The sequence below is a fragment of the Paraburkholderia sp. UCT70 genome, assembly GCF_050434085.1.
GTDB classification, from domain to species: domain Bacteria; phylum Pseudomonadota; class Gammaproteobacteria; order Burkholderiales; family Burkholderiaceae; genus Paraburkholderia; species Paraburkholderia tuberum.
This window is the reverse complement of the sequence record NZ_JBNPVZ010000004.1, coordinates 1,728,478-1,752,337: the sequence shown is the minus strand read 5'-3', so window position 1 is coordinate 1,752,337 and position 23,860 is coordinate 1,728,478. Positions and strand designations below refer to the sequence as shown.

Annotated in this window: 15 protein-coding genes and 2 pseudogenes; 10 read left to right on the top strand and 7 right to left on the bottom strand. The window is 64.3% G+C overall.

Annotated elements, in window-relative coordinates:
- Positions 1-132: 132 nt before the first annotated feature.
- Positions 133-1,434: an amidohydrolase family protein gene (locus OKW41_RS33590; RefSeq protein WP_184057358.1), complete on the top strand. Its 1,302-nt coding sequence runs from the start codon at positions 133-135 to the stop codon at positions 1,432-1,434.
- 130 nt (positions 1,435-1,564) lie between these two features.
- Here OKW41_RS33590 and OKW41_RS33585 read toward each other — a convergent pair whose 3' ends face one another.
- The 4 genes from OKW41_RS33585 to fixL all read right to left on the bottom strand — a co-directional run bounded on the left by OKW41_RS33585 (position 1,565) and on the right by fixL (position 8,460).
- The gene (locus OKW41_RS33585; RefSeq protein ID WP_429575283.1) at positions 1,565-3,670 is read right to left on the bottom strand and encodes a M3 family metallopeptidase; all 2,106 of its coding nucleotides are present in this window, start codon (positions 3,668-3,670) and stop codon (positions 1,565-1,567) included.
- 332 nt (positions 3,671-4,002) lie between these two features.
- The gene (gene folD, locus OKW41_RS33580) at positions 4,003-4,866 is read right to left on the bottom strand and encodes a bifunctional methylenetetrahydrofolate dehydrogenase/methenyltetrahydrofolate cyclohydrolase FolD (RefSeq protein WP_429450431.1); all 864 of its coding nucleotides are present in this window, start codon (positions 4,864-4,866) and stop codon (positions 4,003-4,005) included.
- Positions 4,867-5,302: 436 nt separating this feature from the next.
- Entirely contained in the window at positions 5,303-5,947 is a 645-nt protein-coding gene (fixJ, locus tag OKW41_RS33575) for an oxygen response regulator transcription factor FixJ (protein WP_062129599.1), read from the bottom strand.
- Positions 5,944-8,460, bottom strand: a complete 2,517-nt coding sequence (gene fixL / locus OKW41_RS33570) for an oxygen sensor histidine kinase FixL (protein ID WP_429576524.1) — start codon at positions 8,458-8,460, stop codon at positions 5,944-5,946. Before fixL ends, fixJ begins: the two co-directional genes overlap by 4 nt.
- Positions 8,461-8,735: 275 nt before the next feature.
- Here fixL and aceE point away from each other — a divergent pair.
- The 3 genes and pseudogenes from aceE (at position 8,736) to lpdA (ending at position 15,091) form a co-directional block, all read left to right on the top strand.
- A pseudogene (gene aceE, locus OKW41_RS33565) lies at positions 8,736-11,433 on the top strand (pyruvate dehydrogenase (acetyl-transferring), homodimeric type).
- A gap of 83 nt (positions 11,434-11,516) precedes the next feature.
- Positions 11,517-13,175: a dihydrolipoyllysine-residue acetyltransferase gene (gene aceF / locus OKW41_RS33560; protein WP_429575282.1), complete on the top strand. Its 1,659-nt coding sequence runs from the start codon at positions 11,517-11,519 to the stop codon at positions 13,173-13,175.
- Positions 13,176-13,312: 137 nt separating this feature from the next.
- Positions 13,313-15,091, top strand: a complete 1,779-nt coding sequence (gene lpdA / locus OKW41_RS33555) for a dihydrolipoyl dehydrogenase (protein ID WP_429575281.1) — start codon at positions 13,313-13,315, stop codon at positions 15,089-15,091.
- Between the two features lie 318 nt (positions 15,092-15,409).
- Here the strand turns inward: lpdA and OKW41_RS33550 are convergent, their stop codons facing one another.
- Positions 15,410-15,985 carry a phasin family protein gene (locus OKW41_RS33550; protein ID WP_013089827.1) on the bottom strand — a complete coding sequence of 192 codons (576 nt, stop codon included), beginning with the start codon at positions 15,983-15,985 and terminating at the stop codon, positions 15,410-15,412.
- 745 nt (positions 15,986-16,730) lie between these two features.
- On the opposite strand from OKW41_RS33550, the gene pbpG reads away from it, so the two are divergent.
- The gene (pbpG, locus tag OKW41_RS33545; protein ID WP_429575280.1) at positions 16,731-17,921 is read left to right on the top strand and encodes a D-alanyl-D-alanine endopeptidase; all 1,191 of its coding nucleotides are present in this window, start codon (positions 16,731-16,733) and stop codon (positions 17,919-17,921) included.
- A 136-nt stretch (positions 17,922-18,057) separates the two neighbouring features.
- Here the strand turns inward: pbpG and OKW41_RS33540 are convergent, their stop codons facing one another.
- Positions 18,058-18,888 carry an IclR family transcriptional regulator gene (locus tag OKW41_RS33540; RefSeq protein ID WP_429450422.1) on the bottom strand — a complete coding sequence of 277 codons (831 nt, stop codon included), beginning with the start codon at positions 18,886-18,888 and terminating at the stop codon, positions 18,058-18,060.
- A 178-nt stretch (positions 18,889-19,066) separates the two neighbouring features.
- Between OKW41_RS33540 and OKW41_RS33535 the strand changes: the two genes are divergently transcribed.
- Positions 19,067-19,789, top strand: a complete 723-nt coding sequence (locus OKW41_RS33535; protein ID WP_429450420.1) for a (Fe-S)-binding protein — start codon at positions 19,067-19,069, stop codon at positions 19,787-19,789.
- Positions 19,790-19,900: 111 nt separating this feature from the next.
- Positions 19,901-21,317, top strand: a pseudogene (locus tag OKW41_RS33530) (lactate utilization protein B).
- A 95-nt stretch (positions 21,318-21,412) separates the two neighbouring features.
- Here the strand turns inward: OKW41_RS33530 and OKW41_RS33525 are convergent.
- Entirely contained in the window at positions 21,413-21,940 is a 528-nt protein-coding gene (locus OKW41_RS33525) for a hypothetical protein (protein ID WP_429575279.1), read from the bottom strand.
- Between the two features lie 274 nt (positions 21,941-22,214).
- Here OKW41_RS33525 and OKW41_RS33520 point away from each other — a divergent pair, with 274 nt between their 5' ends.
- From OKW41_RS33520 to iscR, 3 genes are all read left to right on the top strand, one after another.
- Positions 22,215-22,454 (top strand): hypothetical protein, encoded by a 240-nt coding sequence (locus OKW41_RS33520; RefSeq protein WP_429450415.1) that lies wholly within the window; start codon positions 22,215-22,217, stop codon positions 22,452-22,454.
- A 152-nt stretch (positions 22,455-22,606) separates the two neighbouring features.
- Positions 22,607-23,104, top strand: coding sequence for a low molecular weight protein-tyrosine-phosphatase (locus tag OKW41_RS33515; protein WP_429575278.1), 498 nt, complete (start codon positions 22,607-22,609; stop codon positions 23,102-23,104).
- Positions 23,105-23,265: 161 nt separating this feature from the next.
- Positions 23,266-23,796, top strand: coding sequence for a Fe-S cluster assembly transcriptional regulator IscR (gene iscR / locus OKW41_RS33510; RefSeq protein WP_018417524.1), 531 nt, complete (start codon positions 23,266-23,268; stop codon positions 23,794-23,796).
- Positions 23,797-23,860: the final 64 nt, after the last annotated feature.

Sequence of the window (23,860 nt, the reverse complement as noted above, 5' to 3'; positions counted from 1 at the left end):
GCGAGTATAGGCGCGTCGCATCGCGCGCAGCCGGTACGGATTTCGGCCTGCGCGCCGGTACGCATCGGTGCCCGCATTATTCTGGCGCCGATAGAATCGTAGCGAGTCCGAATGCGATCAACCGGAGCGAACATGGATCTGATCATCCGCCACGCGACGCTGCCGCGCAGTGCCGCCCAGCTGTCCCCGCATCACCAGTCCCCAGTCGACATCGGCATCGACGCGGGCCGTATCGTCGCCATCGAGCCGAACCTGGCCGCGAGCGCGCGCGACGAAATCGACGCGGCCGGTTCGCTCGTCACGCCGCCGTTCGTCGACCCGCATTTCCATATGGACGCGACGCTGTCGTACGGTTTGCCGCGCGTGAACGCGTCGGGCACGCTGCTCGAAGGCATCGCGCTATGGGGCGAGCTGAAGCCCGAGCTCACGCAGCAAGCGTTGATCGAACGCGCGATGCAGTATTGCGATTGGGCGGTCGCGCGCGGCCTGCTCGCGATCCGCAGCCACGTCGACGTGTGCGATCCGCGTCTGCTCGCGGTCGAGGCATTGCTCGAAGTGAAGCGCCGCGTCGCGCCGTATCTCGATCTGCAATTGGTTGCCTTCCCGCAAGACGGTCTGCTGCGCAGCGCCGGTGCGTTCGATAATCTGAAGCGCGCGATCGACATGGGCGTCGACGTGGTCGGCGGCATTCCGCATTTCGAGCGGACGATGGCCGACGGCGCGCAGTCGGTGCGCATGCTGTGCGAGTACGCGGCCGAAAAGGGCCTGCGCGTCGACATGCATTGCGACGAATCGGACGATCCGCTATCGCGCCACATCGAAACGCTCGCGGCCGAAACGCACCGGCTCGGCCTGCACGGACGTGTCGCCGGTTCGCACCTGACGTCGATGCATTCGATGGACAACTACTACGTGAGCAAGCTGTTGCCGTTGATTCGCGAGTCGGGCGTCGCGGCGATCGCGAATCCGCTGATCAACATCACGCTGCAAGGCCGCAGCGACACGTACCCGAAACGGCGCGGCATGACGCGGGTGCCGGAGATGCTGGCCGCGGGCATCACGGTCGCGTTCGGCCACGACTGCGTGATGGACCCGTGGTACAGCCTCGGTTCGGCCGACATGCTCGAAGTCGCGCAGATGGGCCTGCATGTTGCGCAGATGACCAGCGTCGACGGCATGCACGCCTGTTTCGACGCGGTGACCGTGAACGCGGCGCGCATTCTCGGTCTGGAAGACTATGGCATCGCGCCCGGATGCGCGGCCAATCTCGTCGTGCTCGATGCGCGCGACGAGCTCGAGGCGATCCGTCTGCGCGCCGCGCGGCTCGTGGTGGTGAGCCGGGGCAGGGTGGTCGGCCGCGCGCCGGCCGCGAGCGTGTCGTTATCGCTCGAAGGGCGGCCTGAGCAGGTCGATTTCAAGCTGCATCGCGCGTAGCGACGTATCTCGCGCATCAATGACAAACCGGCGGCCTGCGCGAGCAGACCGCCGGTTTTTCTATCGGCATCGTTCATTCAGCGCCATCGCATCAAGGCCGAACGAACGATCATCGCGACGTTTCAATCGCTCAGTGCGCGGCACCCGGCGCCATGCCGTTATGCCGCAGCAGCGCATCGATATTCGGCTCGCGGCCACGGAACGCCTTGAACGATTCCATCGCCGGACGGCTGCCGCCCACTTCGAGAATCTCGCGACGATAGCGCATGCCGGTCGTCCGATCGAGCACGCTGCCCGCCGCTTGCGCGGCTTCCTCGAACGCAGCATACGCGTCGGCCGACAGCACTTCGGCCCACTTGTAGCTGTAGTAGCCGGCCGCGTAACCGCCCGCGAAAATATGGCTGAACGTATTCGGCCAGCGCGAGAACGGCGCTTGCGGCACGACGTGGAAGCGTTCGTTGATTTCGCGCGCGAGTTCGTTGGCGCTCTTCGCGCCGTTCGAGTCGAAGCCGGTATGCAGTTGCATGTCGAACATCGAGAACACGATCTGCCGCAGCGTGCCGAGGCCGCTCTGGAAGTTCTTCGCGGCGAGCATCTTGTCGAACAGCTCGCGCGGCAGCGGCTTCGCGGTATCGACGTGCGAGGTCATGTCGGACAGCACGTCCCACTCCCAGCAGAAGTTCTCCATGAACTGCGAAGGCAGCTCGACCGCATCCCATTCGACGCCGTTGATGCCCGACACGCCGAGCTCATCGACGCGCGTGAGCATGTGATGCAAGCCGTGGCCGAACTCATGGAACAGCGTGATCACTTCGTCGTGCGTGAAGCAGGCGGGCTTGCCGCCGACCGGCGCCGAGAAATTACAGGTCAGATACGCGACCGGCGTTTGCACCGCGCCATGCGCGAGCTTGTGACGGCCGCGCGCGTCATCCATCCAGGCGCCGCCGCGCTTGCCTTCGCGTGCATACAGGTCGAGATAGAACTGCGCGACGAGGCCGCCGTCCTGATTCTCGACGCGGAAGAAGCGCACGTCCGGATGCCAGACGGCCGCTTCGTCGCGGCGGATGCGCACGCCAAACAGCGTCTCGGTGACCTTGAACAGGCCCTTGAACACCGCGTCTTCCGGGAAGTACTGCTTCACTTCGTTTTCCGAGAACGAATAGCGCTTCTGGCGCAGGCGCTCGGCGGCGAACGTCATGTCCCACGGCTGCAGATCGGTCATGCCGAGTTCGCTCGCGGCAAATTCGCGCAGCTCTTTCCAGTCCCGCTCGGCATGCGGACGCGCGCGCGTCGCGAGGTCTTCGAGGAAGGCCATTACCTGCGCCGGCGATTCGGCCATCTTCGGCGCGAGCGAGACTTCGGCGAAGTTGCCGTAGCCGAGCATCTGCGCTTCTTCGGCGCGCAGCTTCAGTTCGTCGGCGAGCACCTGGGTGTTGTCCCACGCGGTCTTGCCGTTGCCGTATTGCGCGCCGAGCTCGGACGCGCGCGTCACATAGGCGCGATACATCGCTTCGCGCATCGGACGGTTTTCCGAGTACTGCATGACCGGGAAATAAGACGGGAAGTGCAGCGTGAACTTGTAGCCAGTCTTGCCGTCTCGCTCGCCGGCTTCCTTCGCGGCTTCGATCACGTCTTCGGGCAGTCCCGCCAGTTGCGTTTCGTTGCCCGCATCGACGATGTACGCATACGCGTTGGTCGCATCGAGCACGTGATCCGAAAACGCCTTCGACAGCCCCGCCTGGCGCTCCTGCAATTCGGCGAAACGCGGCTTCTGGTCTTCCGGCAACTCGGCGCCCGACAAACGGAAATCACGCAGCGCGTTGCTGAGGATCTTCTTGCGTTCGCCGTTCAGCGATGCGAATTCGTCGCTGGCGTTCAGTGCCTTGTACTTCTCGTAGAGCGCGAGATTCTGGCCGACGCTCGACCAGAACTCGGTCACGCGCGGCAGGTTTTCGCCGTACACGGCGCGTAGCTCGGGCGTATCGGCGACGGCATTGAGATGACCGATCACGCTCCACGCGCGCGACAGCGGCTCGGTGGCGCGCTCGACCGGTTCGACGACGTCGGCCCACGACGCGGGCGTGGCCGGCAACGCGGCACGCTCGACGGCGGCCGCCGCGTCAGCGAGCAGCACGTCGAGGGCGGGCGTCACGTGTTCGGGTCGGATGGAGCCAAAGCGCGGCAGATCGGAAAAATCGAGGAGCGGGTTGTCTTGATGCGTGGCGGTAGTGGACATAAGGCTTCCTGTCTGACGCGGGTGAAGGGGGCGGTGCGGCGCTCGCGCGTGCCGTCTCGTGCTGGGTCGCTCGACGCCCGGCGCCCGGCGCATGGCGCATGGCGGCACCGGCTACGGACATTATTGGGGCGGGGGGCGCCGATTCCAATCCATCGGCTGACAAATTAACAGATGTTGCGGCGCGTTGGGCGCGCGTTGGGGCAGGGCGTGGGCCGTGGGATCCGGCGACGCGGTAAGGAGGTGGTGCTTCTGCGAGAGAGAAGGGCGGGTGATGACCCGGTGGACGAGACGGATGACTCGCCTCACTCCGCCTCGCGCTCACCGCCCGGCGGTTACGCCTTGGCCGCGCCCGCCTCGCGCTCGGCCGCTTCGATCGTGTTGACGAGCAGCATCGTGATCGTCATCGGGCCGACGCCGCCCGGCACCGGCGTGATATGGCCGGCCACTTCCTTGACACCCGCGAAGTCGACGTCGCCGCACAGCTTGCCGGCGTCGTCGCGATTCATGCCGACGTCGATCACGGTCGCGCCCGGCTTCACCATGTCCGCGGTCAGGATGTTGCGCAGACCGGTCGCGGCGACCACGACGTCGGCGTTGCGCGTGTGCGCGGCCAGATCGCGCGTCTTGCTGTGGCAGATCGTGACGGTCGCGCCCGCTTCGAGCAGCAGCAGCGCCATCGGCTTGCCGACGATGTTCGAGCGGCCGATCACGACCGCGTTCGCGCCCTTCAGATCGATGCCGTAGGCCGCGAACATCTTCATCACGCCGTACGGCGTGCACGGACGGAACAGCGGCTGACCCGTCATCAGCGCGCCCGCATTGGCGACGTGGAAACCGTCGACGTCCTTCTCGGGCGCGATCGCCTCGATCACCTTGTGGCTGTCGATGTGCTTCGGCAGCGGCAGCTGCACGAGAATGCCGTGGATGGCCGGATCGCGATTCAGCTCGTCGATGCGCGCGAGCAGGTCGGCTTCGGGCAGATCGGCCGGATAGCGGTCAAACGACGAGCCGAGGCCGTTGTCGTGGCAGGCCTTCACCTTGTTGCGCACATACACTTCGCTGGCCGGATTGTCGCCGACCAGAATCACGGCGAGGCCCGGCTGATGGCCGCGGGCGGTCAGGGCGGCGGCGCGCGCCGCGACGTCGGCGCGCAGGGTCTTGGAGAGGGCGAGGCCGTCGATCAGTTTGGCAGTCATGGTCGGTCGAACGTTGGGTCGAGATTGGGATCGGGAATCAGGTCGGGACAGACGGTTTGGCAGGCGGGGCGAAGCGCTCGCGCGGAGGGGCGCGCGACGGCGTGCTTCGGCTGGCTGACGGAGCCCCGTCGCCCTGCGACAGGCGCGCTGCCGGTTCGGGCAAGGTGCCGCTGCGAAGTCCGACATTATACCGGCGCGGGGGCGCGCTTTCGCAGTGGATTCGGGGCGCGCGGCGCGCGTGGGAGCGTCCGGGATGTGAGGCGGCGGTCCTGTGGCGGCCAGGAAGCGCACTGCGAGCGGCGGGGCAGGCCGCTCGCACGCCACGCGCACGCCGGACTCGGCGTCGGTCACGCCGTCGCGAACCGGCGACGCAACCGCCACGGATGGCGGCCACGTACCAACGGCCCCTCCGAACGAAGGGCCGCCCGTGCCTCTGTTACTGCGCCGTTTGCGGCTTGTTCGACAGCGCGAGTCGCAGCAGATCGGCGACCGTGTTGACGTTCAGCTTTTCCATGATGTTCGCGCGATGCGCTTCGACCGTCTTGATGCTGATGCCGAGGTCGTCGGCGATCTGCTTGTTCAGGCGGCCCGCGATGATCCGCTCGAGCACCTGATGCTCGCGCGCGGTCAACTTGCCGAGGCGCTCGGCCGCGGCGCGCTGCTGCTGGACGCTGGTGCTTTCGCTGCGTGCCTTGTCGAGCATGCGCTCGACAAGCTTGCGCAGTTCGGCTTCGTCGAACGGCTTTTCGATGAAGTCCATCGCGCCTTTTTTCATCGTCGACACCGCCATCGGCACGTCGCCGTGGCCCGTCACGAAGATGATCGGCAACGACGCGTTGTCGGCGATCAGGCGTTCCTGCAACTCTAGCCCGCTCATGCCGGACATCCGCACGTCGAGGATCAGACACGCGATCTGGCCCGGATGCTGATGCGGCTGCCATGCGTCGATGAACTGCTCGGCGCTCGAGAAGCACTGAACGCGGTAGCCGTTCGCCTCCAGCAGCCAGCGCAGCGAATCTCGCACGGCCTCGTCGTCGTCGACGACAAAGACGGTTTCCTGTGTGGTGACTGGGCTGTTCATAGCTCTCCCGTAACGGTTTGTGGTATCGGCGCCTCGGACCCGCCGTTGCTCGGGCCGTCAGGCTCCCCAATGGGCAGACTGCAATGGAACGTGGCGCCCGTGATGTGGCCGTCGGATTCGACGTTGTTGACCACCCACAGACGGCCTCGGTGCGATTCGATAATCGAACGGCAAATGTTCAGCCCCATGCCCATGCCATCGGACTTGGTGCTGTAAAACGGTTCGAACAGACGCTCGGCGGTCGCTTCGTCGACGCCGGGCCCCTGGTCGACGACGCTGATGCAGACGAAGCCGCTCTCCAGTCGCACGACCACGCGGATGACTGGGTCGACCGCGTTCGGGCGCGCTTCGGCCATCGCTTCGACGCCGTTCTTCAGCAGGTTCACGAGCACCTGCTCGATCAGCACCGGATCGACGTAGATCACCGGCAGCCGCGAGCGCAGATCGGTAACGATGCGAATGCGCCGCTTCCTTGCCTCGATTTCGGCGAGACCCACCGCGTCCGCGACGATATCCGCGACCCGCGTGGCCTGCCGCTTCGGCTCGCTGCGCTTCACGAACTCGCGGATACGCTTGATGATCATGCCGGCGCGCACCGCCTGCTGCGCGGTCTTTTCGAGCACCGGCAGCAGATTGTCGGGCGTCGTTCGACCGGATTTAACCAGTGCGACGGTTCCGGAGCAATAGTTATTGATGGCGGCGAGCGGCTGGTTCAGTTCGTGCGCGAGCGACGAGGCCATTTCACCCATCGTCATCAGGCGGCTCGTGAACTGCAGCTTCTCGTCCTGCTGGCGCGCGAGTTCCTGCGCGCGCTTGCGGGTCGTGATGTCGGTCGCGATCTGCATCTGCGCGAGATGGCCGTCGACCCACTGGATGTACTGGCGCCGTACCTCGAACCACTTCTGGATGCCGGGGATGTAGATTTCCTGCGCGTCGGCGGCGCTGTCGGTCAGCGCGGCGGCGGGCAGGCCGACGAAGGTGTCGACCATGTCGATCGAATCGGACGACGCCTGCGAGGCGTCGAAGCCGCCGCCCGCGAGTTCGAGGTGGCCGTCCGGGCGGATGCCGAACAGATGCCGGTAATAGCGGTTCGCGAACAGCAGCTCGGCTTCGTCGGCGGCGAGCACGGACACCGCCGCATCGAGGCTTTCGAGCACGGTCGTGAAGCGTTCGTGGGCGGCGGCGAGCTCTTCGCGCGCGCGCTTCGGCTCGGTGATGTCGGTCATCGACGACATCCAGCCGGTCTGGCGGCCCGAGCTGTCGATCAGCGGCGACACGTAGAGCCGCGCGTGGAACGTCGAGCTGTCCTTGCGCCGCACGCGCAGCTCGAAGCCGGACGAGGGCGCCTTGCCGCGCAGCGTCATGTCGAGCTGACGCTGCATCTCGGGGTATGCGTCGCGCGGCCAGTAGGCGAACGGCGCGCTCTTGCCGACGAGGTCGCTTTCGTCCCAGCCGGTCATGCGGCAGAACGCCGGGTTCACGTGCGTGATGCGGCCGTGCATGTCGAGCACGCGCATGCCGATCAGCACCGAGTTTTCCATCGCGCGGCGGAAAAACGCTTCCGCGTAGAGCGCCTGCTGTGCCTCGAAGCGCTGGCGCGTGTGCTTCCACAGACTCCACAGGCTCCACAGTACGAAGCAGGAGAGGCCGGCCACCAGCCACACCAGCGTGTTGTTCGTGAAGTTGGTGATCTGCGGGAACGCGTACACGCGCACCGAGATGCCCTGGCCCGGCGGGTCGAGCGGCAGGTCGTAGAACATGTCGCGCGGCAGGCGCGGGCGGGTCGACGTGGTGGTCAACTCGCGGTTGTTCACGTCGATGATCGAGATCTTGTATTTGGCCGACAGCTCGGGCGGGATGTCGCGCTTCAGAATGCCTTCCACCGAGAACACCGCGGCGATGGTGCCGAGGAAATCGCGATCGCGGAAGATCGGCGTTTGCAGCGTGATGAAGCCGTTGCCGAGGTCGTCGTAGATGAGCGGCGAGTACACCTGGCGGCGCGTGTTGCGCGCCTCGGCGAAGCCGGCCTTGACAGCTTCGTCCATCTGCGCGTCGTTCGGACGCGCGAGCCGCTGGCCGAGCACCGGCGGCGCGGCGTTGGGCCAGCGCGGCTGCTGCTGGCCCGTGTACCAGTTCATGTAGAGGATCTCAGGATGCCCCTGCATGATGTCCGTGGTGCTCACCTGGAACGAATGCTCGTCGGCATGGCCGGCGGCGAGGTCGCGCGCGAGTGCCTGGATCTGCTCTTGCGCGCCCGTCATCGACAGGCGGATCTGCTGCTGCGCCCACGCGACGTTGCGGTACAGCGTGTCTTCCTGCTGTTGCTGCTCGCGCCGGTTCAGACTCCACAGAATCAGGCTCATGACGACCAGGAACACCAGGATCGACAGGAGCGGCGTCAGCAAATAGGAATTGGACCACCAGGGTCCGTGGTGCCAGCGCGAGGACGGCGACGAATCCGCCGGCGAACCCGCGGTGCGCGCCGAGCGAGAGAAGAGCCGTTCGGTCAACATGCGTGGCATTGTAGCTCAGCACGTCCCCGACAAATGACGCAAAAAAGCACGGAAAGTGCAGTTGATCGGCGCAAACTAGCCGACGGATCAGTCGATCGGCAGTCAAACCAGGTTGCGTTGCAGCAATTTGCCGCATTATGAGAATTGATCTCGTAATTTGAAAATTTGGTTGCGCTGACGTCTGGACCCTCATTACAATCGGCCGGAGCTGCCGCGGCCATTCCTGCGTCCGCGTCGTCTGATCAAAAGTGCGTTCCCATACCCAGGAGACGAGCATGTCCGCTGTACCCGACGAAGTCATGAAATATGTCGCCGCCGATAAAGACGACGATCCCCAGGAAACCGGCGAATGGCTGGAAGCGCTGGATGGCGTGATTTCTGCTGTTGGCCCTGACCGTGCCCACTACCTGATCGAAAAACAGATCGAATTCGCACGCGTGCACGGCGAACATCTGCCGTTCTCCGCTAACACTCCTTACATCAACACGATTCCGGTCGCGCGCCAGGCCAAGAACCCCGGCGACCAGGACATCGAGCACCGTATCCGCTCATACACCCGCTGGAACGCGATGGCGATGGTGCTGCGCGCCGGCAAGGAAACCAACGTCGGTGGCCACATCGCGTCGTTCGCGTCGGCCGCCACGCTGTACGACGTCGGCTACAACCACTTCTGGCACGCACCGTCGGCCGAGCATGGCGGTGACCTCGTGTTCGTGCAGGGCCACTCGTCGCCGGGCGTCTACTCGCGCGCGTTCCTGCTCGGTCGCCTGACCGACAAGCAGCTCGACAACTTCCGCCAGGAAGTCGGCGGCGAGGGCATCTCGTCGTATCCGCATCCGTGGCTGATGCCGGACTTCTGGCAATTCCCGACCGTGTCGATGGGCCTGGGCCCGATCATGGCGATCTACCAGGCGCGCTTCATGAAGTACCTGCAGGCGCGCGGCATCGCGAAGACCGACGGCCGCAAGGTCTGGGCCTTCCTCGGCGACGGCGAAACGGACGAGCCGGAATCGCTTGGCGCGATCGGTATGGCCGGCCGCGAGCGTCTGGACAACCTCGTGTTCGTGATCAACTGCAACCTGCAGCGTCTCGACGGTCCGGTGCGCGGCAACGGCAAGATCATCCAGGAACTCGAAAGCGAATTCCGCGGCGCGGGCTGGAACGTCATCAAGGTCATCTGGGGCAGCCGCTGGGACGCGCTGTTCGCGCGCGACAAGTCGGGCGTGCTGATGCGTCGCATGATGGAAGTGGTCGACGGCGAGTACCAGACGTACAAGTCGGAGTCGGGCGCGTTCGTGCGCGAGCACTTCTTCAACACGCCGGAGCTGAAGGCGCTCGTCGCCGACTGGTCCGACGACGACATCTGGAATCTGAACCGCGGCGGCCATGATCCGCACAAGATCTACGCGGCGTTCACGGAAGCGTCGAATTCGAAGGGCCAGCCGACCGTCATCCTCGCCAAGACGATCAAGGGCTACGGCATGGGCGAAGCCGGCCAGGCGATGAACATCACCCACCAGCAGAAGAAGATGCAGGTGGAGCAGCTGAAGAAATTCCGCGACCAGTTCCGTTTGCCGATCACGGACGAGCAGATCGTCGACGTGCCGTACCTGACGTTCGAGGAAGGCTCGAAGGAACTCGAATACATGCGCCAGAAGCGCATGGACCTGGGTGGCTATCTGCCGGCGCGTCGTCAGAAGGCCGAGTCGCTGCCGGTGCCGGAACTGTCGGCATTCGAGCCGCTGCTCAAGGGCACGGGCGAAGGCCGCGAGATCTCCACGACGATGGCGTTCGTGCGGATCCTGAACATCCTGCTGAAGGACAAGGCGCTCGGCAAGCGCGTCGTGCCGATCGTGCCGGATGAATCGCGTACGTTCGGTATGGAAGGTCTGTTCCGTCAGATCGGTATCTGGAATCAGGACGGCCAGAAGTACGTGCCGGAAGATTCCGACCAGCTGATGTTCTACCGGGAGTCGGAGACCGGTCAGATCCTGCAGGAGGGCATCAACGAAGCCGGCGGCATGGCCGACTGGATCGCGGCCGCGACGTCGTACTCGACGCACGGCGAGATCATGATCCCGTTCTACATCTTCTACTCGATGTTCGGCTTCCAGCGCATCGGCGACCTCGCATGGGCCGCTGGCGACATGCGCTCGCGCGGCTTCCTGCTGGGCGGCACGGCGGGCCGCACGACGCTGAACGGCGAAGGTCTGCAACACGAAGACGGCCACTCGCTGATGTGGGCGGCTTCGGTGCCGAACTGCATCAGCTACGACCCGACGTTCGGCTACGAACTCGCGGTCATCGTGCAGGACGGTCTGCGCCGCATGGTCGGCGACCAGGAAGACGTCTACTACTACGTCACCGTGATGAACGAGAACTACGAGCACCCAGCGATCCCGCAGGGCGAGACCGTGGCGGCCCGACATCATCAAGGGCATGTACTCGTTCAGCAAGACCGCAGCCGATAAAAAGGCGCCGCACGTGCAGCTGATGGGCGCGGGCACGATCTTCAACGAAGTGATCGCCGCGGCCGACCTGCTGAAAAACGACTGGGGCGTCAACGCCGACCTGTGGAGCGTGCCGAGCTTCACCGAGCTCGCGCGCGAAGGTCACGAAGTGCAGCGCTGGAACCTGTTGCACCCGACCGAAGAGAAGAAGCTGTCGCACGTCGAGAAGCTGTTGAAGGATGCGCCGGGTCCGGTCATCGCATCGACCGACTACGTGCGCGCGCTGACCGAGCAGATCCGCGCGTTCGTGCCGCAGAAGTTCGTCGTGCTGGGCACCGACGGCTATGGCCGTTCGGACACGCGCGAGAAGCTGCGTCACTTCTTCGAAGTCGATCGCTACTGGGTCACGGTCGCCGCGCTGAACGCGCTGGCGGACGAAGGCACGATCGAACGCAAGGTGGTCGCCGAGGCGCTCAAGAAGTACAACCTTGATCCCGCCAAACCCAACCCGATGACCGTCTAAGGCATCACCCGTGTGCCACGATGCACGTGCTTGCTCCTCATCGCGAGGGGCCGGCGGCGTGCGCGGCCCAGGAGACACTAACAATGAGTCAAGCGATCGAAGTCAAGGTGCCGGACATCGGCGATTACAAGGACGTCCCTGTGATCGAGGTGCTGGTGAAGGCGGGTGACACCGTCGAAAAAGAGCAATCGCTCGTTACGCTGGAATCCGACAAGGCGACGATGGACGTGCCGAGCTCGGCCGACGGCGTCGTCAAGGAAGTGAAGGTCAAGGTCGGCGATGCGGTGTCCGAAGGCACGCTGATCATCGTGCTGGAAGGCGCCAACGCCGCTGCCGCGGCGCCCGCGCCGGCGGCGGCCGCCGCACCGGCTCCTGCTCCTGCGCCGGCGGCAGCTCCCGCTGCGGCGCCCGCGCCCGCGGCAGCAGGCGGTGGCGTGCAGGAAATCAAGGTGCCGGATATCGGCGACTACAAAGACGTTCCCGTGATCGAGATCGCGGTGAAGGTCGGCGATCGTGTCGAGAAGGAACAGTCGCTCGTCACGCTCGAATCCGACAAGGCGACCATGGATGTGCCCAGCTCGGCCGCCGGCGTCGTCAAGGAAGTGAAGGTCAAGGTTGGCGATACCGTGTCGGAAGGCTCGGTCATCGTCGTGATCGCAGCGGAAGGCGGCGCTGCCCCGGCACCCGCGCCGGCACCGGCCGCGAAGGCACCGACTGAAAAGCCGTTCGACGCGCCGGCCACGCCGACCCCGGCACCGGCCGCGCCGTCCGCGCTCGCGCAGGCGCCGCTGATCCCGGCTGGAGAAGGCGGCTCGCGTCATCCGAGCCATGCGTCGCCGTCGGTGCGCAAGTTCGCGCGCGAACTCGGCGTCGATGTCGGCCAGGTGAAGGGCACGGGTCCGAAGGGCCGCATTACGCAGGCCGACGTGACCGCGTTCGTGAAGGGCGTGATGACGGGCCAGCGCGCGGCGCCGGCTGGTGCGGCGGCGCCGGCCGCCGGCGGTGGCGAGCTGAATCTGCTGCCGTGGCCGAAGGTCGACTTCACGAAGTTCGGTCCGATCGATCCGAAGCCGTTGTCGCGTATCAAGAAGATCTCGGGCGCGAACCTGCATCGCAACTGGGTCATGATCCCGCACGTCACGAACAACGACGAAGCGGACATCACCGAGCTCGAAGCGCTGCGCGTCAAGCTGAACAAGGAACACGAGAAGGCGGGCGTCAAGTTCACGATGCTCGCGTTCGTGATCAAGGCCTGCGTGGCGGCCCTGAAGAAATTCCCGACCTTCAACGCGAGCCTCGATGGCGACAACCTGGTGTTCAAGCAGTACTACCACATCGGTTTTGCCGCGGACACGCCAAACGGCCTCGTCGTTCCGGTGATTCGCGACGCGGACAAGAAGGGCCTCGTCGACATCGCGAAGGAAATGGCCGACCTGTCGAAGGCCGCGCGCGAGGGCAAGCTGAAGCCGGACCAGATGCAGGGCGGCTGCTTCTCGATCTCGTCGCTGGGCGGTATCGGCGGCACGCACTTCACGCCGATCATCAATGCGCCTGAAGTCGCGATTCTCGGCCTTTCGCGCAGCGCGATGAAGCCGGTGTGGGACGGCAAGCAGTTCGAGCCGCGCCTGACCATGCCGCTGTCGCTGTCGTACGACCATCGCGTGATCGACGGAGCGGAAGCCGCGCGCTTCAACGCATACCTCGGTTCGATTCTTGCCGATTTCCGGCGTGTGATTCTTTGACCGGCTGGTGAGGTCCGCCGGCGCGTGCGCGGATGGTTTCGACCGATCCGCGTCGCGCCGTCCGCGCGTTCGCGCTCGCGTGTGCTGTGCGCGTCGAAGGCGCCGCTCATCATCGATCAATAAGAGAAGGGGACACCATGAGTCTCGTCGAAGTAAAAGTGCCGGACATCGGTGACTTCAAGGACGTCGACGTCATCGAAGTCAACATCAAGCCGGGCGACACCATCGAAAAAGAGCAGTCGCTGCTGACGCTCGAATCCGACAAGGCGTCGATGGAAGTGCCGAGCGATACCGCCGGCACCGTCAAGGAAGTGCGTATCAAGCCGGGCGACAAGGTCTCGCAGGGCACGGTCATCGCGCTCGTCGAGGCAACGGCGGGCGGCGCGGCTGCGGCCGCTGCGGAGCCGAAAGCGCCCGAGAAGGCGGCTCCCGTGCCGGCGCCTGCCGCTGCGGCGCCGAAGGCCGCCGCAGCGGCTGCGCAAGCCGGAAGCTATTCGGGCAGCGCCGACATCGAGTGCGACATGCTCGTGCTTGGTTCGGGCCCCGGCGGTTATTCGGCCGCGTTCCGCTCCGCCGACCTCGGCATGAAGACCGTGCTGGTCGAGCGTTATCCGACGCTCGGCGGCGTGTGTCTGAACGTCGGCTGCATCCCGTCGAAGGCGCTGCTGCACACCGCGCTCGTCATCGACGAAGCGGCTGATCTTGCCGCGCACGGCATCACGTTCGGCAAGCCGCAGATCGATCTCGACAAGCTGCGCGATTTCAAGTCCGGCGTGGTCAAGAAGCTGACCGGCGGCCTCGCCGGCATGGCGAAGGCGCGCAAGGTCGAAGTGGTGGTCGGTACGGGTGCGTTCGTCGATCCGAACCACATGGAAGTGCAGACCGAGGGCGGCAAGAAGGTCGTCAGGTTCAAGCAGGCGATCATCGCAGCGGGCTCGGAAGCGGTGAAGCTGCCGTTCATTCCGGAAGATCCGCGGGTCGTCGATTCGACCGGCGCGCTCGAACTGCGCCAGATTCCGCAGCGCATGCTCGTGATCGGCGGCGGCATCATCGGTCTTGAAATGGCGACCGTGTACTCGACGCTCGGCGCGCAGATCGACGTCGTCGAAATGCTCGAAGGCCTGATGACCGGCGCGGACCGCGATCTGGTCAAGGTCTGGGAGAAGTACAACAGCAAGCGTTTCGCGAACGTGATGCTGAAGACCAAGACCATCGCCGCCGAAGCGAAGGACGACGGTATCTACGTGTCGTTCGAGGGCGAGCAGGCGCCGGCCGAGCCGCAACGCTACGACCTCGTGCTGGTGGCCGTCGGCCGCTCGCCGAACGGCGGGCGGATCGGCGCGGAAAAGGCCGGCGTCGCGGCGACGGATCGCGGCTTCATCGAAGTCGACAAGCAACAGCGCACGAATGTGCCGCACATCTTCGCGATCGGCGACATCGTCGGTCAGCCGATGCTCGCGCACAAGGCCGTGCATGAAGGCCACGTGGCGGCGGAAGCCGCGCATGGCGAGAAGGCGTACTTCGACGCGCTGCAGATTCCGTCGGTGGCCTACACCGATCCGGAAGTGGCATGGGCCGGCAAGACGGAAGACCAGCTGAAAGACGAAGGCGTCAAGTTCGGCAAGGCGGTGTTCCCGTGGGCCGCATCGGGTCGCGCGATCGCCAACGGTCGCGACGAGGGCTTCACGAAGCTGCTGTTCGATGAGGAAACGCATCGCGTGATCGGCGGCGGTATCGTCGGTCTGAATGCGGGCGACCTGATCAGCGAAGTCTGTCTCGCGATCGAGATGGGCGCGGACGCAACGGATATCGGCAAGACGATCCATCCGCATCCGACGCTCGGCGAATCGATCGGCATGGCGGCCGAGTTGTATGAAGGCGTCTGTACCGATCTGCCGCCCGTCAAGAAGAAGTAACGCGGTGCGCCGCGCCTGCGTGACGACATGCGGGCGCGGCAAAGCCGGTCGAGCCGTACGGCAAAGAAAAACGGCGCGCTCCATGTCGGAGCGCGCCGTTTCTGTTTTCGTGGCGGCCGGTAGCGGGCAAAAAAATCCCGGCTTGGCGGCCGGGCAAACGATACGCCATTGCAACGTATCGGAGCGTTCGGCTCATCAAACCGTATAAGCGGCAACGGCACGACGCTGTTGCTTGCGATAACGCCGGCGCAGCGCATAGGCTGGGCCGGCGCGAAAGACGACGCGAGGCATAAAGCCTGGCGTGTTGACGCGTGAAGCTTAGACGGCCTTCTTGGCGGCGGCGCGCGATGCTTGCGCAGCGGCTTGCGAAGCTGCCTTCGAAGCGGCCGTTGCAGCTGCGTTGAAGTTGCTTTCGGCGATTTCGACAGCCTGGCGGGTTGCCTTGTGGACCGTTTCGTACGTGGTGTTGGCGGCGGTGATAGCCGACTTCATCACGGCGACAGCGGTTTCCGAACCGGCCGGTGCGTTCTTGGCGACGTTTTCGACGAGCGCCTGAACCTTGCGGTTTTGCTCTTCGAATTGCGCTTCCGCGACGCGGGTGAATTCACCCTGCGTTGCCGAAACGATTTCGTACACATGGCGGCCATACGACAGCGCCTTTTCAGCCACCGGCTGCGCGAGGCTTGCTTGCAGTGCCAGCAGTTCCTGCGCGTCCTTCACGGACAGCGCGCGTTGGGCATTTTCCTGGCTTTCGGCGAGCGTCGACTTCACAACTTGCAGGTTCAGCTCGACCAGCTTTTCGACACCTTCAAATGCTTTGGTCGTCAGGCCGAACAGGGTTTCGAAGTTGGCTTTCTGGGCTGCGGCGAATTGCTCAGGGGTCAGCAGAGTCATGGTTTACGCTCCTGGATCGCGGCCGGTCTGTGCGGACCGCATTGGGTGGGTGGCGAGACGCAGATTCATCGTCTCCCCGGACCGCGATGTATTGTGCATCGCAGCAATGGTTCCCATTTTAGGATGCCCACGAGGAATGTCAAGCGTTTTTTGTGCGTCGCACAATATTAAGAAAGTGCCGACAAAACAATAGGTTATACAGTAGGCATGTCATTAATATGACGCGGAACGATTGCTCGTTGCACCGTGCTGGTGCGACATAAACCAGCCGTTCAGCAGGCCGTCGCGAGATTATTTTTCCGTGTGGCAGCAATTCGCCCCTAAAAACCGATCATCATCAATTCGATGTAAACCACAAGATGACAAGGAACGTTAAAGAACGATGGCAGTCGAACGCGCGTTAGCGACTTTCGTCAGACACTTAAAAAAGTCCGTCGCACGCTCGCAACGCCTTCATGGCGCGGCGCAGTAGTTTCCGCCTGTGCTGACAGTATTTCCCCGGATCAAGGTTGTCTCAAAATTGCCGTTATCCTGCAAGGATCTGCTCGATTGGGCAGGGCGGCGGCAATGGCGAGGCTTGCTGGCGACGATCGTTTTTTTCGATCGAGGCGCGGCACTTATTTGTGTTTTCGCGATCGGAGCTGACAAGCCGGTTTAAGGAGCGCGCATAAGTGCTTCAAATTGCTAATTTTTCGTTGCTTTACTACACTTGCGGAAACCTCTCGCCGCTCCCTATCGAACACCCATGAAAACCGACATGTTTTCGTCGCTAAAAGTGCTCCACGGCGCGGCGCGCAGCACCGCTCTGTCGCTGGCCGTCTCGCTGGCCGTCGCAGCGGCGTTCGCTACGCCTGTCAGCACTTTTGCAGCTACGTCTGCTGCATCCGCAAAAACTTCCAAACACGCTAAAACTGCCAGGAAGCCGGCGCAGGCGGCCGCCACCGAAAAGGTGTCGAGCCCTGCTGCGAAAGCCGGCAAGGGTGAGGCCGTGAAAGCCGCTGCGGCGGACGAAGATGCCCCGCACGCCGGCGTCAAACGCAAGCGCGTTACGTTCACGGCGAACGGCCGACACCGTTCGGTGATGCGACGCGTCGCGTACGAGCCGCGCCAGCCGAGCGTCGGCCAGGCGTTTGGTCTGCACGAGACGCCGGACGCGCTGATGCTGCGCTCGAGCGTCGCCTATGTGATCGACCAGAACAGCGGCGAGACGCTGTTCGACAAGAACTCGCGCGCCGTGGTACCGATCGCATCGATCAGCAAGCTGATGACGGCGATGGTGGTGCTCGATTCGAAAGAGCCGATGACCGATCAGATCGAAGTCACCGACGAAGACCGCGACTACGAGAAGAACACCGGTTCGCGTCTGTCGGTGGGCTCGGTGCTGTCGCGCGAGGACATGCTGCACATCGCGCTGATGGCGTCGGAAAATCGCGCGGCGGCGGCGCTGTCGCGCTACTACCCGGGCGGCCGTCCGGCGTTCCTCGCGGCGATGAACGCGAAGGCCAGGCAGCTCGGCATGAACGACACGCACTTCGAGAACCCGACCGGTCTGACGAGCATGAACGTGTCGAGCGCGCGCGATCTCGTGAAGATGGTCAACGCGGCGTATCAGTACCCGTTGATCCGCAAGTTCTCGACCGATCACAGCTATGAGGTGTACACCGGCAAGCGCACGCTCGCGTACAACAGCACGAACGCGCTGGTGCGCAACCCGACGTGGGACATCGGTCTGCAGAAGACCGGCTTCATCAACGAAGCGGGCGAGTGTCTCGTGATGCAGGCGACCATCCATGGCCGGCCGATGATCCTGGTGCTGCTCGATTCGTCGGGCAAGTACTCGCGTTTCGCGGACGCGACGCGTCTGCGTACGTGGCTCGACAACGGCGGCGACCAGCCGCGTATCACGAGCGCCGATGCCGGCGGTCCGGGTACCTGAAGCCGCAACGCATGCTCAGCCGGTGGTAGTCAGTCCGGCTGCAGCTGACGTGCAAAGAAAAAGCCTCGCGGATGCGAGGCTTTTTTCATGGCGCCGGCCGGCGGGTGCAACGGCGGTTGGGCGGCCGCACCCTTTACTAATGCTGGCCGTGCGAGCCATGTGAGCCGTGCCCGCCGTGCGCATGGTCTTGCTGTGGCTGCGGCCGGTAGCCGAGCGATTCCGAAATCATCAACGCGGTCTGGCTCAACTGCCCGAGCCATGAATCCTGCAAACGATCGGCCGGCGCCGACAGCGACAGCCCCGCGACCAGCTTGCCGGTATCGTCGTAGATGCCGGCGGCGATGCAGCGCACGCCCAACTCCAGTTCCTCGTTGTCGCGCGCGCAGGCCTGCTGGCGCACATGCGACAGCTCGCGCTCGAGTTTCGCGAGATCGGTGATGCTGTTCTGCGTGTGGCCCGACAGACCGGTGCGTGTTGCGTAGGCACGCACGCGGGTGGCTTCGTCGGCCGCGAGGAACAGCTTGCCGACCGAGGTCAGATGAAGCGGCGCGCGCCCGCCGATCGCCCGCACCACCTGCATGCCCGAGCGCTCCGAATACGCGCGTTCGATATAGACGATTTCGTCGCCCTGACGCACCGACAGGTTCACGGTCTGCCCGGTCTCGCGGTGCAGCTCGCGCATCGGCGTGAGCGCCGCGTCGCGCACCGACAGGCGCGCCTTGACGAGATTGCCCAGTTCGAGCAGGCGCATGCCAAGACGGTAGGTGCCCGGGTCTGAACGGTCGACCAGCCGGCACATCACCATATCGTTCAGGATGCGGTGCGCGGTGGATGGATGCAGCTCGGTGCGGATGGCCAGTACTTTCAGGCTGACCGGGTCGCTATGCGCCGCCAGTGCGTCGAGCAGGCGCATCATGCGTTCGATCACCTGGATCGAAGTTTTGGGATCCGGGTTCGTATCGCTCATATGAGAATCGGTGGATGCGTCAAACAGCGAAAACTGATTGTATCTCGTATTGTGAAAAAAGCGAACGCTTCGAGGCGCACTTCCAATCCGGTGCGGCGTGCTTCCTATGCCTTCCGGCCGTTGGTATTGCACCGGCAAACAGCGGATAATCAGGGACGTTTCCCCGAAAGGAGGGCTCATGCGAGTTGGATTGTTCGTCACTTGCCTGATTGATCTGATGCGTCCCGAGATCGGTTTCTCCGTCATCAAGCTGATCGAAGGCGCCGGTTTCGAGGTCGTCGTGCCGCCCGCGCAAACCTGTTGCGGGCAACCTGCGTATAACTCGGGAGACCGCCGCCTCGCGCGCGACCTTGCCGAGAAAGCGCTGCGCGAGTTCGAACAGTTCGACTATGTGGTGGTGCCGTCGGGCTCGTGCGGCGGCATGATCCGCGCGCACTACGGCGACCTGTTCCGCGACGATCCCGAACTGATGAACCGTTTCGGCCGCCTGCGCGGCAAGGTGTTCGAGCTGACGGATTTCCTCGTCAACGTCGCGAAGGTGCAGTTGCAACCGGGCGAGTTCGCGGGACAGGTGACTTATCACGACTCGTGTTCGGGCTTGCGCGAACTGGGCGTCAAGGAACAGCCGCGCGAACTGCTCGCGCAGGTCGGCGTCGCGGTCACCGAGATGAAAGGCTGCGAGCATTGCTGCGGCTTCGGCGGCACTTTCGCGGTCAAATACGGCGATATCTCGACCGCGATCGTCGACGAAAAGTGCGCGAACATCGCCGCGAGCGGCGCCGGTGCGGTGGTGCTCGGCGACCTCGGCTGCATGTTGAATATCGAAGGGCGGCTGCGCCGCAACGGCGACTCGACGACGCGCGTGCTGCATATCGCACAGGTGCTGGCCGGCGACGTGTAATCCCCGCGCGGCGAACACCGCCATTGTTCGCGTCACGTTTATCTTGTCTGTCACGCATTGCGTCGGGCGCGAATGCGCCGCGCGTTTCAATCCGATCTCATCAGGGCCGCCATGCAAGTCCAATCGATGCAGTTCAAGGCTCGCGCCGGTCAGAAACTCGCCGACCAGCGCCTGCAGCAGAATCTGACCAAGCTGTCCACGAAGTTCGTGTCGGCGCGCGCGAGCGCGATGACCGCGATCGATTTCCCCGCGACGCGGGCCGCGCTCAAGGAGCGCCGTGATCGCGCGCTCGAGAATCTCGACGTGTGGCTCGAAACCTTCGAGCGCGAGGCGACCCGGCGCGGCGTGACTGTGCTGTTCGCGGAGACCACGCAGGAGGCCGCGCGGCTCGTCGGCGACATCGCGCGCAAGCACGACGTGAAGAAGGTGATCAAGACCAAGTCGATGGTCACCGAGGAAATGCGTCTGAACGAAGTGCTCGGGCAGATGGGCGTGCAGTCGATCGAAACCGACCTTGGCGAATACATCCTGCAGATCAACGACAACGAGCCGCCAAGCCACATCATCGCGCCGGTCGTTCACAAGGATAAGGACGAGATCGCCGATCTGTTCGCGAAGACGCACGGCCGGCCGCGGCTCACCGAGATTCCCGACATGACGCGTGAGGCGCGCGAGATGCTGCGGCCGCATTTTCTGAGCGCGGACATGGGCGTGACGGGCGGCAATTTCATCATCGCGGAAACGGGCTCGGTCGCGGTCGTGACCAACGAGGGTAACGAAGGTATGTGCACGGTGATGCCGCGCGTGCATGTCGCTGTCACCGGCATCGAGAAGGTGCTGCCGACGCTCGAGGATCTCGCGACGGCTATGCGCCTGCTGCCGCGTTCGGCAACCGGCCAGGCCACCTCGAACTATTTTTCGATGCTGACCGGGCCGCGTGGCGCGGGCGATCAGGATGGGCCCGAGCATATGTACGTGGTGCTCGTCGACGGTGGCCGCACAGGGCTGATCGGCGGCGACTTCCAGGAGATGCTTCGCTGCATCCGCTGCGGCGCGTGCATGAACCATTGCCCGGTGTATCAGAAGGTCGGCGGGGCACGCGTATGGCTGGGTCTATCCGGGGCCGATGGGGTCGGTGCTTACGCCGAGCTATGTCGGCATCGACAAGGCGCTCGACCTGCCGCAAGCGGCGACGTTATGCGGCGAATGCAATAGCGTGTGCCCGGTCGGTATCCCGCTGTCCGATCTGTTGCGCAAGCTGCGCGAAAAGCAGATGGAGCGACACCTGCGGCCGTGGAAGGAGCGCGCCGGGTTGGCGCTGTGGGGCTGGCTCGCGCTGCATCCCGATGCCTATGCGCTCTTTACCAAACTCGCCGTGCGCGTGCTGGAGCGCATGGGTGGGCGCAATCGGTCGATCGCCAAACTGCCGCTCGGCGGCGCGGGCTGGACAGATACGCGCGACATGCCGGCGCCGGTGGGTCGTACGTTCCGCGAGTTGTATGCCGCGCAGCGCAGCCATATTGGCTGAGCGGGCGGCATTGCGATTGATTTGACGGCTGCGCGCTCGCGCAGCCGTCAAAATGGGCGAAGAAGCCGGCGGGATGCTTCAGCGCCGCTTGGTCTTCAATGTTCGGTCATCTGCCCCGGCTGACGCGCGGGCGCATTTCTCCCCAAATCGTTGCCTCGTCCGCCGCCGTTGCCGGCTTGCGGCTGGCCCGGCGGCGGACCGCCCGCGCCGGGGTGCGGGCCGCCATTGGCGCCACCAGGGCCGTGCGGACCGCCCGCTGCGCCCTGCGGCGGCGGGCCGCCGTGCGCTTGTCCAGGACCGCCGCCATTGTTGCCATGACCGTTGCCGTGATCGCCGTGGTGCCAGTCGTTGTCGTTCGGATGACCGCGATCCGGATAGCCGCGATAGCCAGAGCCCGGCGCCGGGCCGTAGTAGCGTCCCGGACCGTAATCGCCGTAACCGAGGTACACATTGGTTTGCGGCACGACCGCGGCACCCGGCGCGTATGCGGAATCGTCATAACCGTTGTAGCCGCTATAGGCGCCGTAGCCGTTGCCGTACGTCGGCGTGCCGTCCGGATAGACCGCGCAGCCGCCGAGCAGCGCGGCGGCCACCAGGCCAGCGAGAGGTGCAATGCGTTTCATTTTGTGGGACCGATGCAAGTGCAAAGAAACGTAAGGGTAAGAATAAGACCGTCATTGTCGCCGTCCGTCGCGGCGGCTTTGTATGCGTTTGTAAGCTTTACTTTTGTGTGCCAGCGACGCGCCACTCTTCCCGAAAGACGTGTCAATTGACTGTTTCGTATCAAGCAACGATCTATCTCGCGCGGGCGGGTTTTTCCCGATTGTGAATTCCTATAGCATTTCGTTAGGGCATAGTGCGTCATAAGCTCATGCGCCCCTAATTGAAAAACACATCATGAAAAAGACAATATCGGTGTACTGGCCCCTAGCCATCGTTGTACCGCTCGCGGTGCTCGCCTTTCTGCACGTCAACGGCCAAACCGCTTCGCGCGCTTCGCAGATGCCGCTCGACGCCAACCATCTGACCGCCGAACTCGCACGCGCGGTGTCGTACGGCATGATCGACACGGCGTCGGCATTGCCGGCCAAGCCGATGCGTGCCGTCACTGCGACGCCGCTCGCCGAGGCATCGTAAGCCGACGCGGCGGACCGCGACGGTCCGAAGCCGCTGATCTTGCTGGCTGCGCCCCGCTCGGCGCGAATCTGTCGAGATTTGTATAATCGCGGCGCAGTCCGCTGACTGTCTGACGACCTGACGCGCGGCGCCTCGAGCGTCGAAAATCCCTGATGAAAACTGTATCCATCTGTTTCGTTTGCCTCGGGAATATCTGCCGTTCACCGACGGCGGAGGGCGTGATGCGTCATCTGATCGACGAGGCGAAGCTTGCGGACTGCATCCTGATCGATTCGGCCGGCACCGGCGATTGGCACATCGGCGCGGCGCCCGACGAACGCGCGCAACGCGCGGCCCGCCAGCGCGGCTATGCGCTCGACGCGCTGCGGGGCCGCCAGATCACGGGCGCGGACTTCGAGCGCTTCGATCTGCTGATTGCCATGGACGACCGAAACGTCGCCGCGTTGCGTCAACTGTGCCCGCCCGCACAGCGCGACAAGATCCGTCTGCTGATGGAGTTCGTGCCTGAGTCGGATGGCCGCTGGAGCGGCGCGCGAGAGGTTGTCGATCCGTATTTCGGCGGCGCGGAAGGCTTCGAGTTGGTGCTCGATCAGTGCGAAGCAGCCTGCCGCGGGCTGATCGCCGCGCTGCGCCCGCAGTTGCTCGCGTAGGCATCGGGCGAAGAACGCAGGCGCACCACGGGTGGGGGCGCGGCGTCGACGTATGGCGATCAATTAAGCGAATGACACAAAATTTACCGCCCATACTTGACTAAAATGCTCATGTATTTATACTTGACCAAACTTGTCGAGAATTGCGGTTCCCACATCATATGAGACTCACCACGAAAGGCCGTTTCGCCGTCACGGCGATGATCGACCTGGCGCTGCGCCAGGAGCAGGGCCCGGTGACGCTTGCGGGTATCAGCCAGCGCCAACACATCTCCCTGTCGTATCTCGAGCAGCTGTTTGGCAAGCTGCGCCGTCATGAAATCGTCGAGTCCGTGCGCGGACCGGGCGGTGGCTACAATCTCGCGCGCCGTGCCGAAGAGGTGACGGTGGCCGACATCATCATCGCGGTCGACGAACCGCTCGACGCCACCCAGTGCGGCGGTAAGGGCACATGCGAAGGCACCAAGCAGCACGACGGCCACTGCATGACGCATGAACTGTGGTCGACGCTGAACCAGAAAATGGTCGAATACCTCGATTCGGTTTCGCTGAAGGATCTGGTGGATCAGCAGCGTTCGCGCGAAGGCACGCCGGCCGTGCTGCGCGACAGGCGCAACGACGCTCCGGCGGTCGAACCCGTCCGCGTGGCGCCCAAGGGTCCCAATTCCGTTTTCAACATGGCCGGTTCGTGAAGCGCGGCACGCAAAAGAAAACCCTCGCCGCAGCCCCATATCGAACCCAGAAGCCAGAGCACAT

What these genes read in the sequence shown, in the direction of transcription:
- OKW41_RS33590 (WP_184057358.1), top strand. Translation starts at nt 133, where the DNA reads ATGGATCTGATCATCCGCCACGCGACGCTGCCGCGCAGTGCCGCCCAG.
- OKW41_RS33585 (WP_429575283.1), bottom strand. Translation starts at nt 3,670, where the DNA reads ATGTCCACTACCGCCACGCATCAAGACAACCCGCTCCTCGATTTTTCC.
- folD (WP_429450431.1), bottom strand. Translation starts at nt 4,866, where the DNA reads ATGACTGCCAAACTGATCGACGGCCTCGCCCTCTCCAAGACCCTGCGC.
- fixJ (WP_062129599.1), bottom strand. Translation starts at nt 5,947, where the DNA reads ATGAACAGCCCAGTCACCACACAGGAAACCGTCTTTGTCGTCGACGAC.
- fixL (WP_429576524.1), bottom strand. Translation starts at nt 8,460, where the DNA reads ATGTTGACCGAACGGCTCTTCTCTCGCTCGGCGCGCACCGCGGGTTCG.
- aceF (WP_429575282.1), top strand. Translation starts at nt 11,517, where the DNA reads ATGAGTCAAGCGATCGAAGTCAAGGTGCCGGACATCGGCGATTACAAG.
- lpdA (WP_429575281.1), top strand. Translation starts at nt 13,313, where the DNA reads ATGAGTCTCGTCGAAGTAAAAGTGCCGGACATCGGTGACTTCAAGGAC.
- OKW41_RS33550 (WP_013089827.1), bottom strand. Translation starts at nt 15,985, where the DNA reads ATGACTCTGCTGACCCCTGAGCAATTCGCCGCAGCCCAGAAAGCCAAC.
- pbpG (WP_429575280.1), top strand. Translation starts at nt 16,731, where the DNA reads ATGAAAACCGACATGTTTTCGTCGCTAAAAGTGCTCCACGGCGCGGCG.
- OKW41_RS33540 (WP_429450422.1), bottom strand. Translation starts at nt 18,888, where the DNA reads ATGAGCGATACGAACCCGGATCCCAAAACTTCGATCCAGGTGATCGAA.
- OKW41_RS33535 (WP_429450420.1), top strand. Translation starts at nt 19,067, where the DNA reads ATGCGAGTTGGATTGTTCGTCACTTGCCTGATTGATCTGATGCGTCCC.
- OKW41_RS33525 (WP_429575279.1), bottom strand. Translation starts at nt 21,940, where the DNA reads ATGAAACGCATTGCACCTCTCGCTGGCCTGGTGGCCGCCGCGCTGCTC.
- OKW41_RS33520 (WP_429450415.1), top strand. Translation starts at nt 22,215, where the DNA reads ATGAAAAAGACAATATCGGTGTACTGGCCCCTAGCCATCGTTGTACCG.
- OKW41_RS33515 (WP_429575278.1), top strand. Translation starts at nt 22,607, where the DNA reads ATGAAAACTGTATCCATCTGTTTCGTTTGCCTCGGGAATATCTGCCGT.
- iscR (WP_018417524.1), top strand. Translation starts at nt 23,266, where the DNA reads ATGAGACTCACCACGAAAGGCCGTTTCGCCGTCACGGCGATGATCGAC.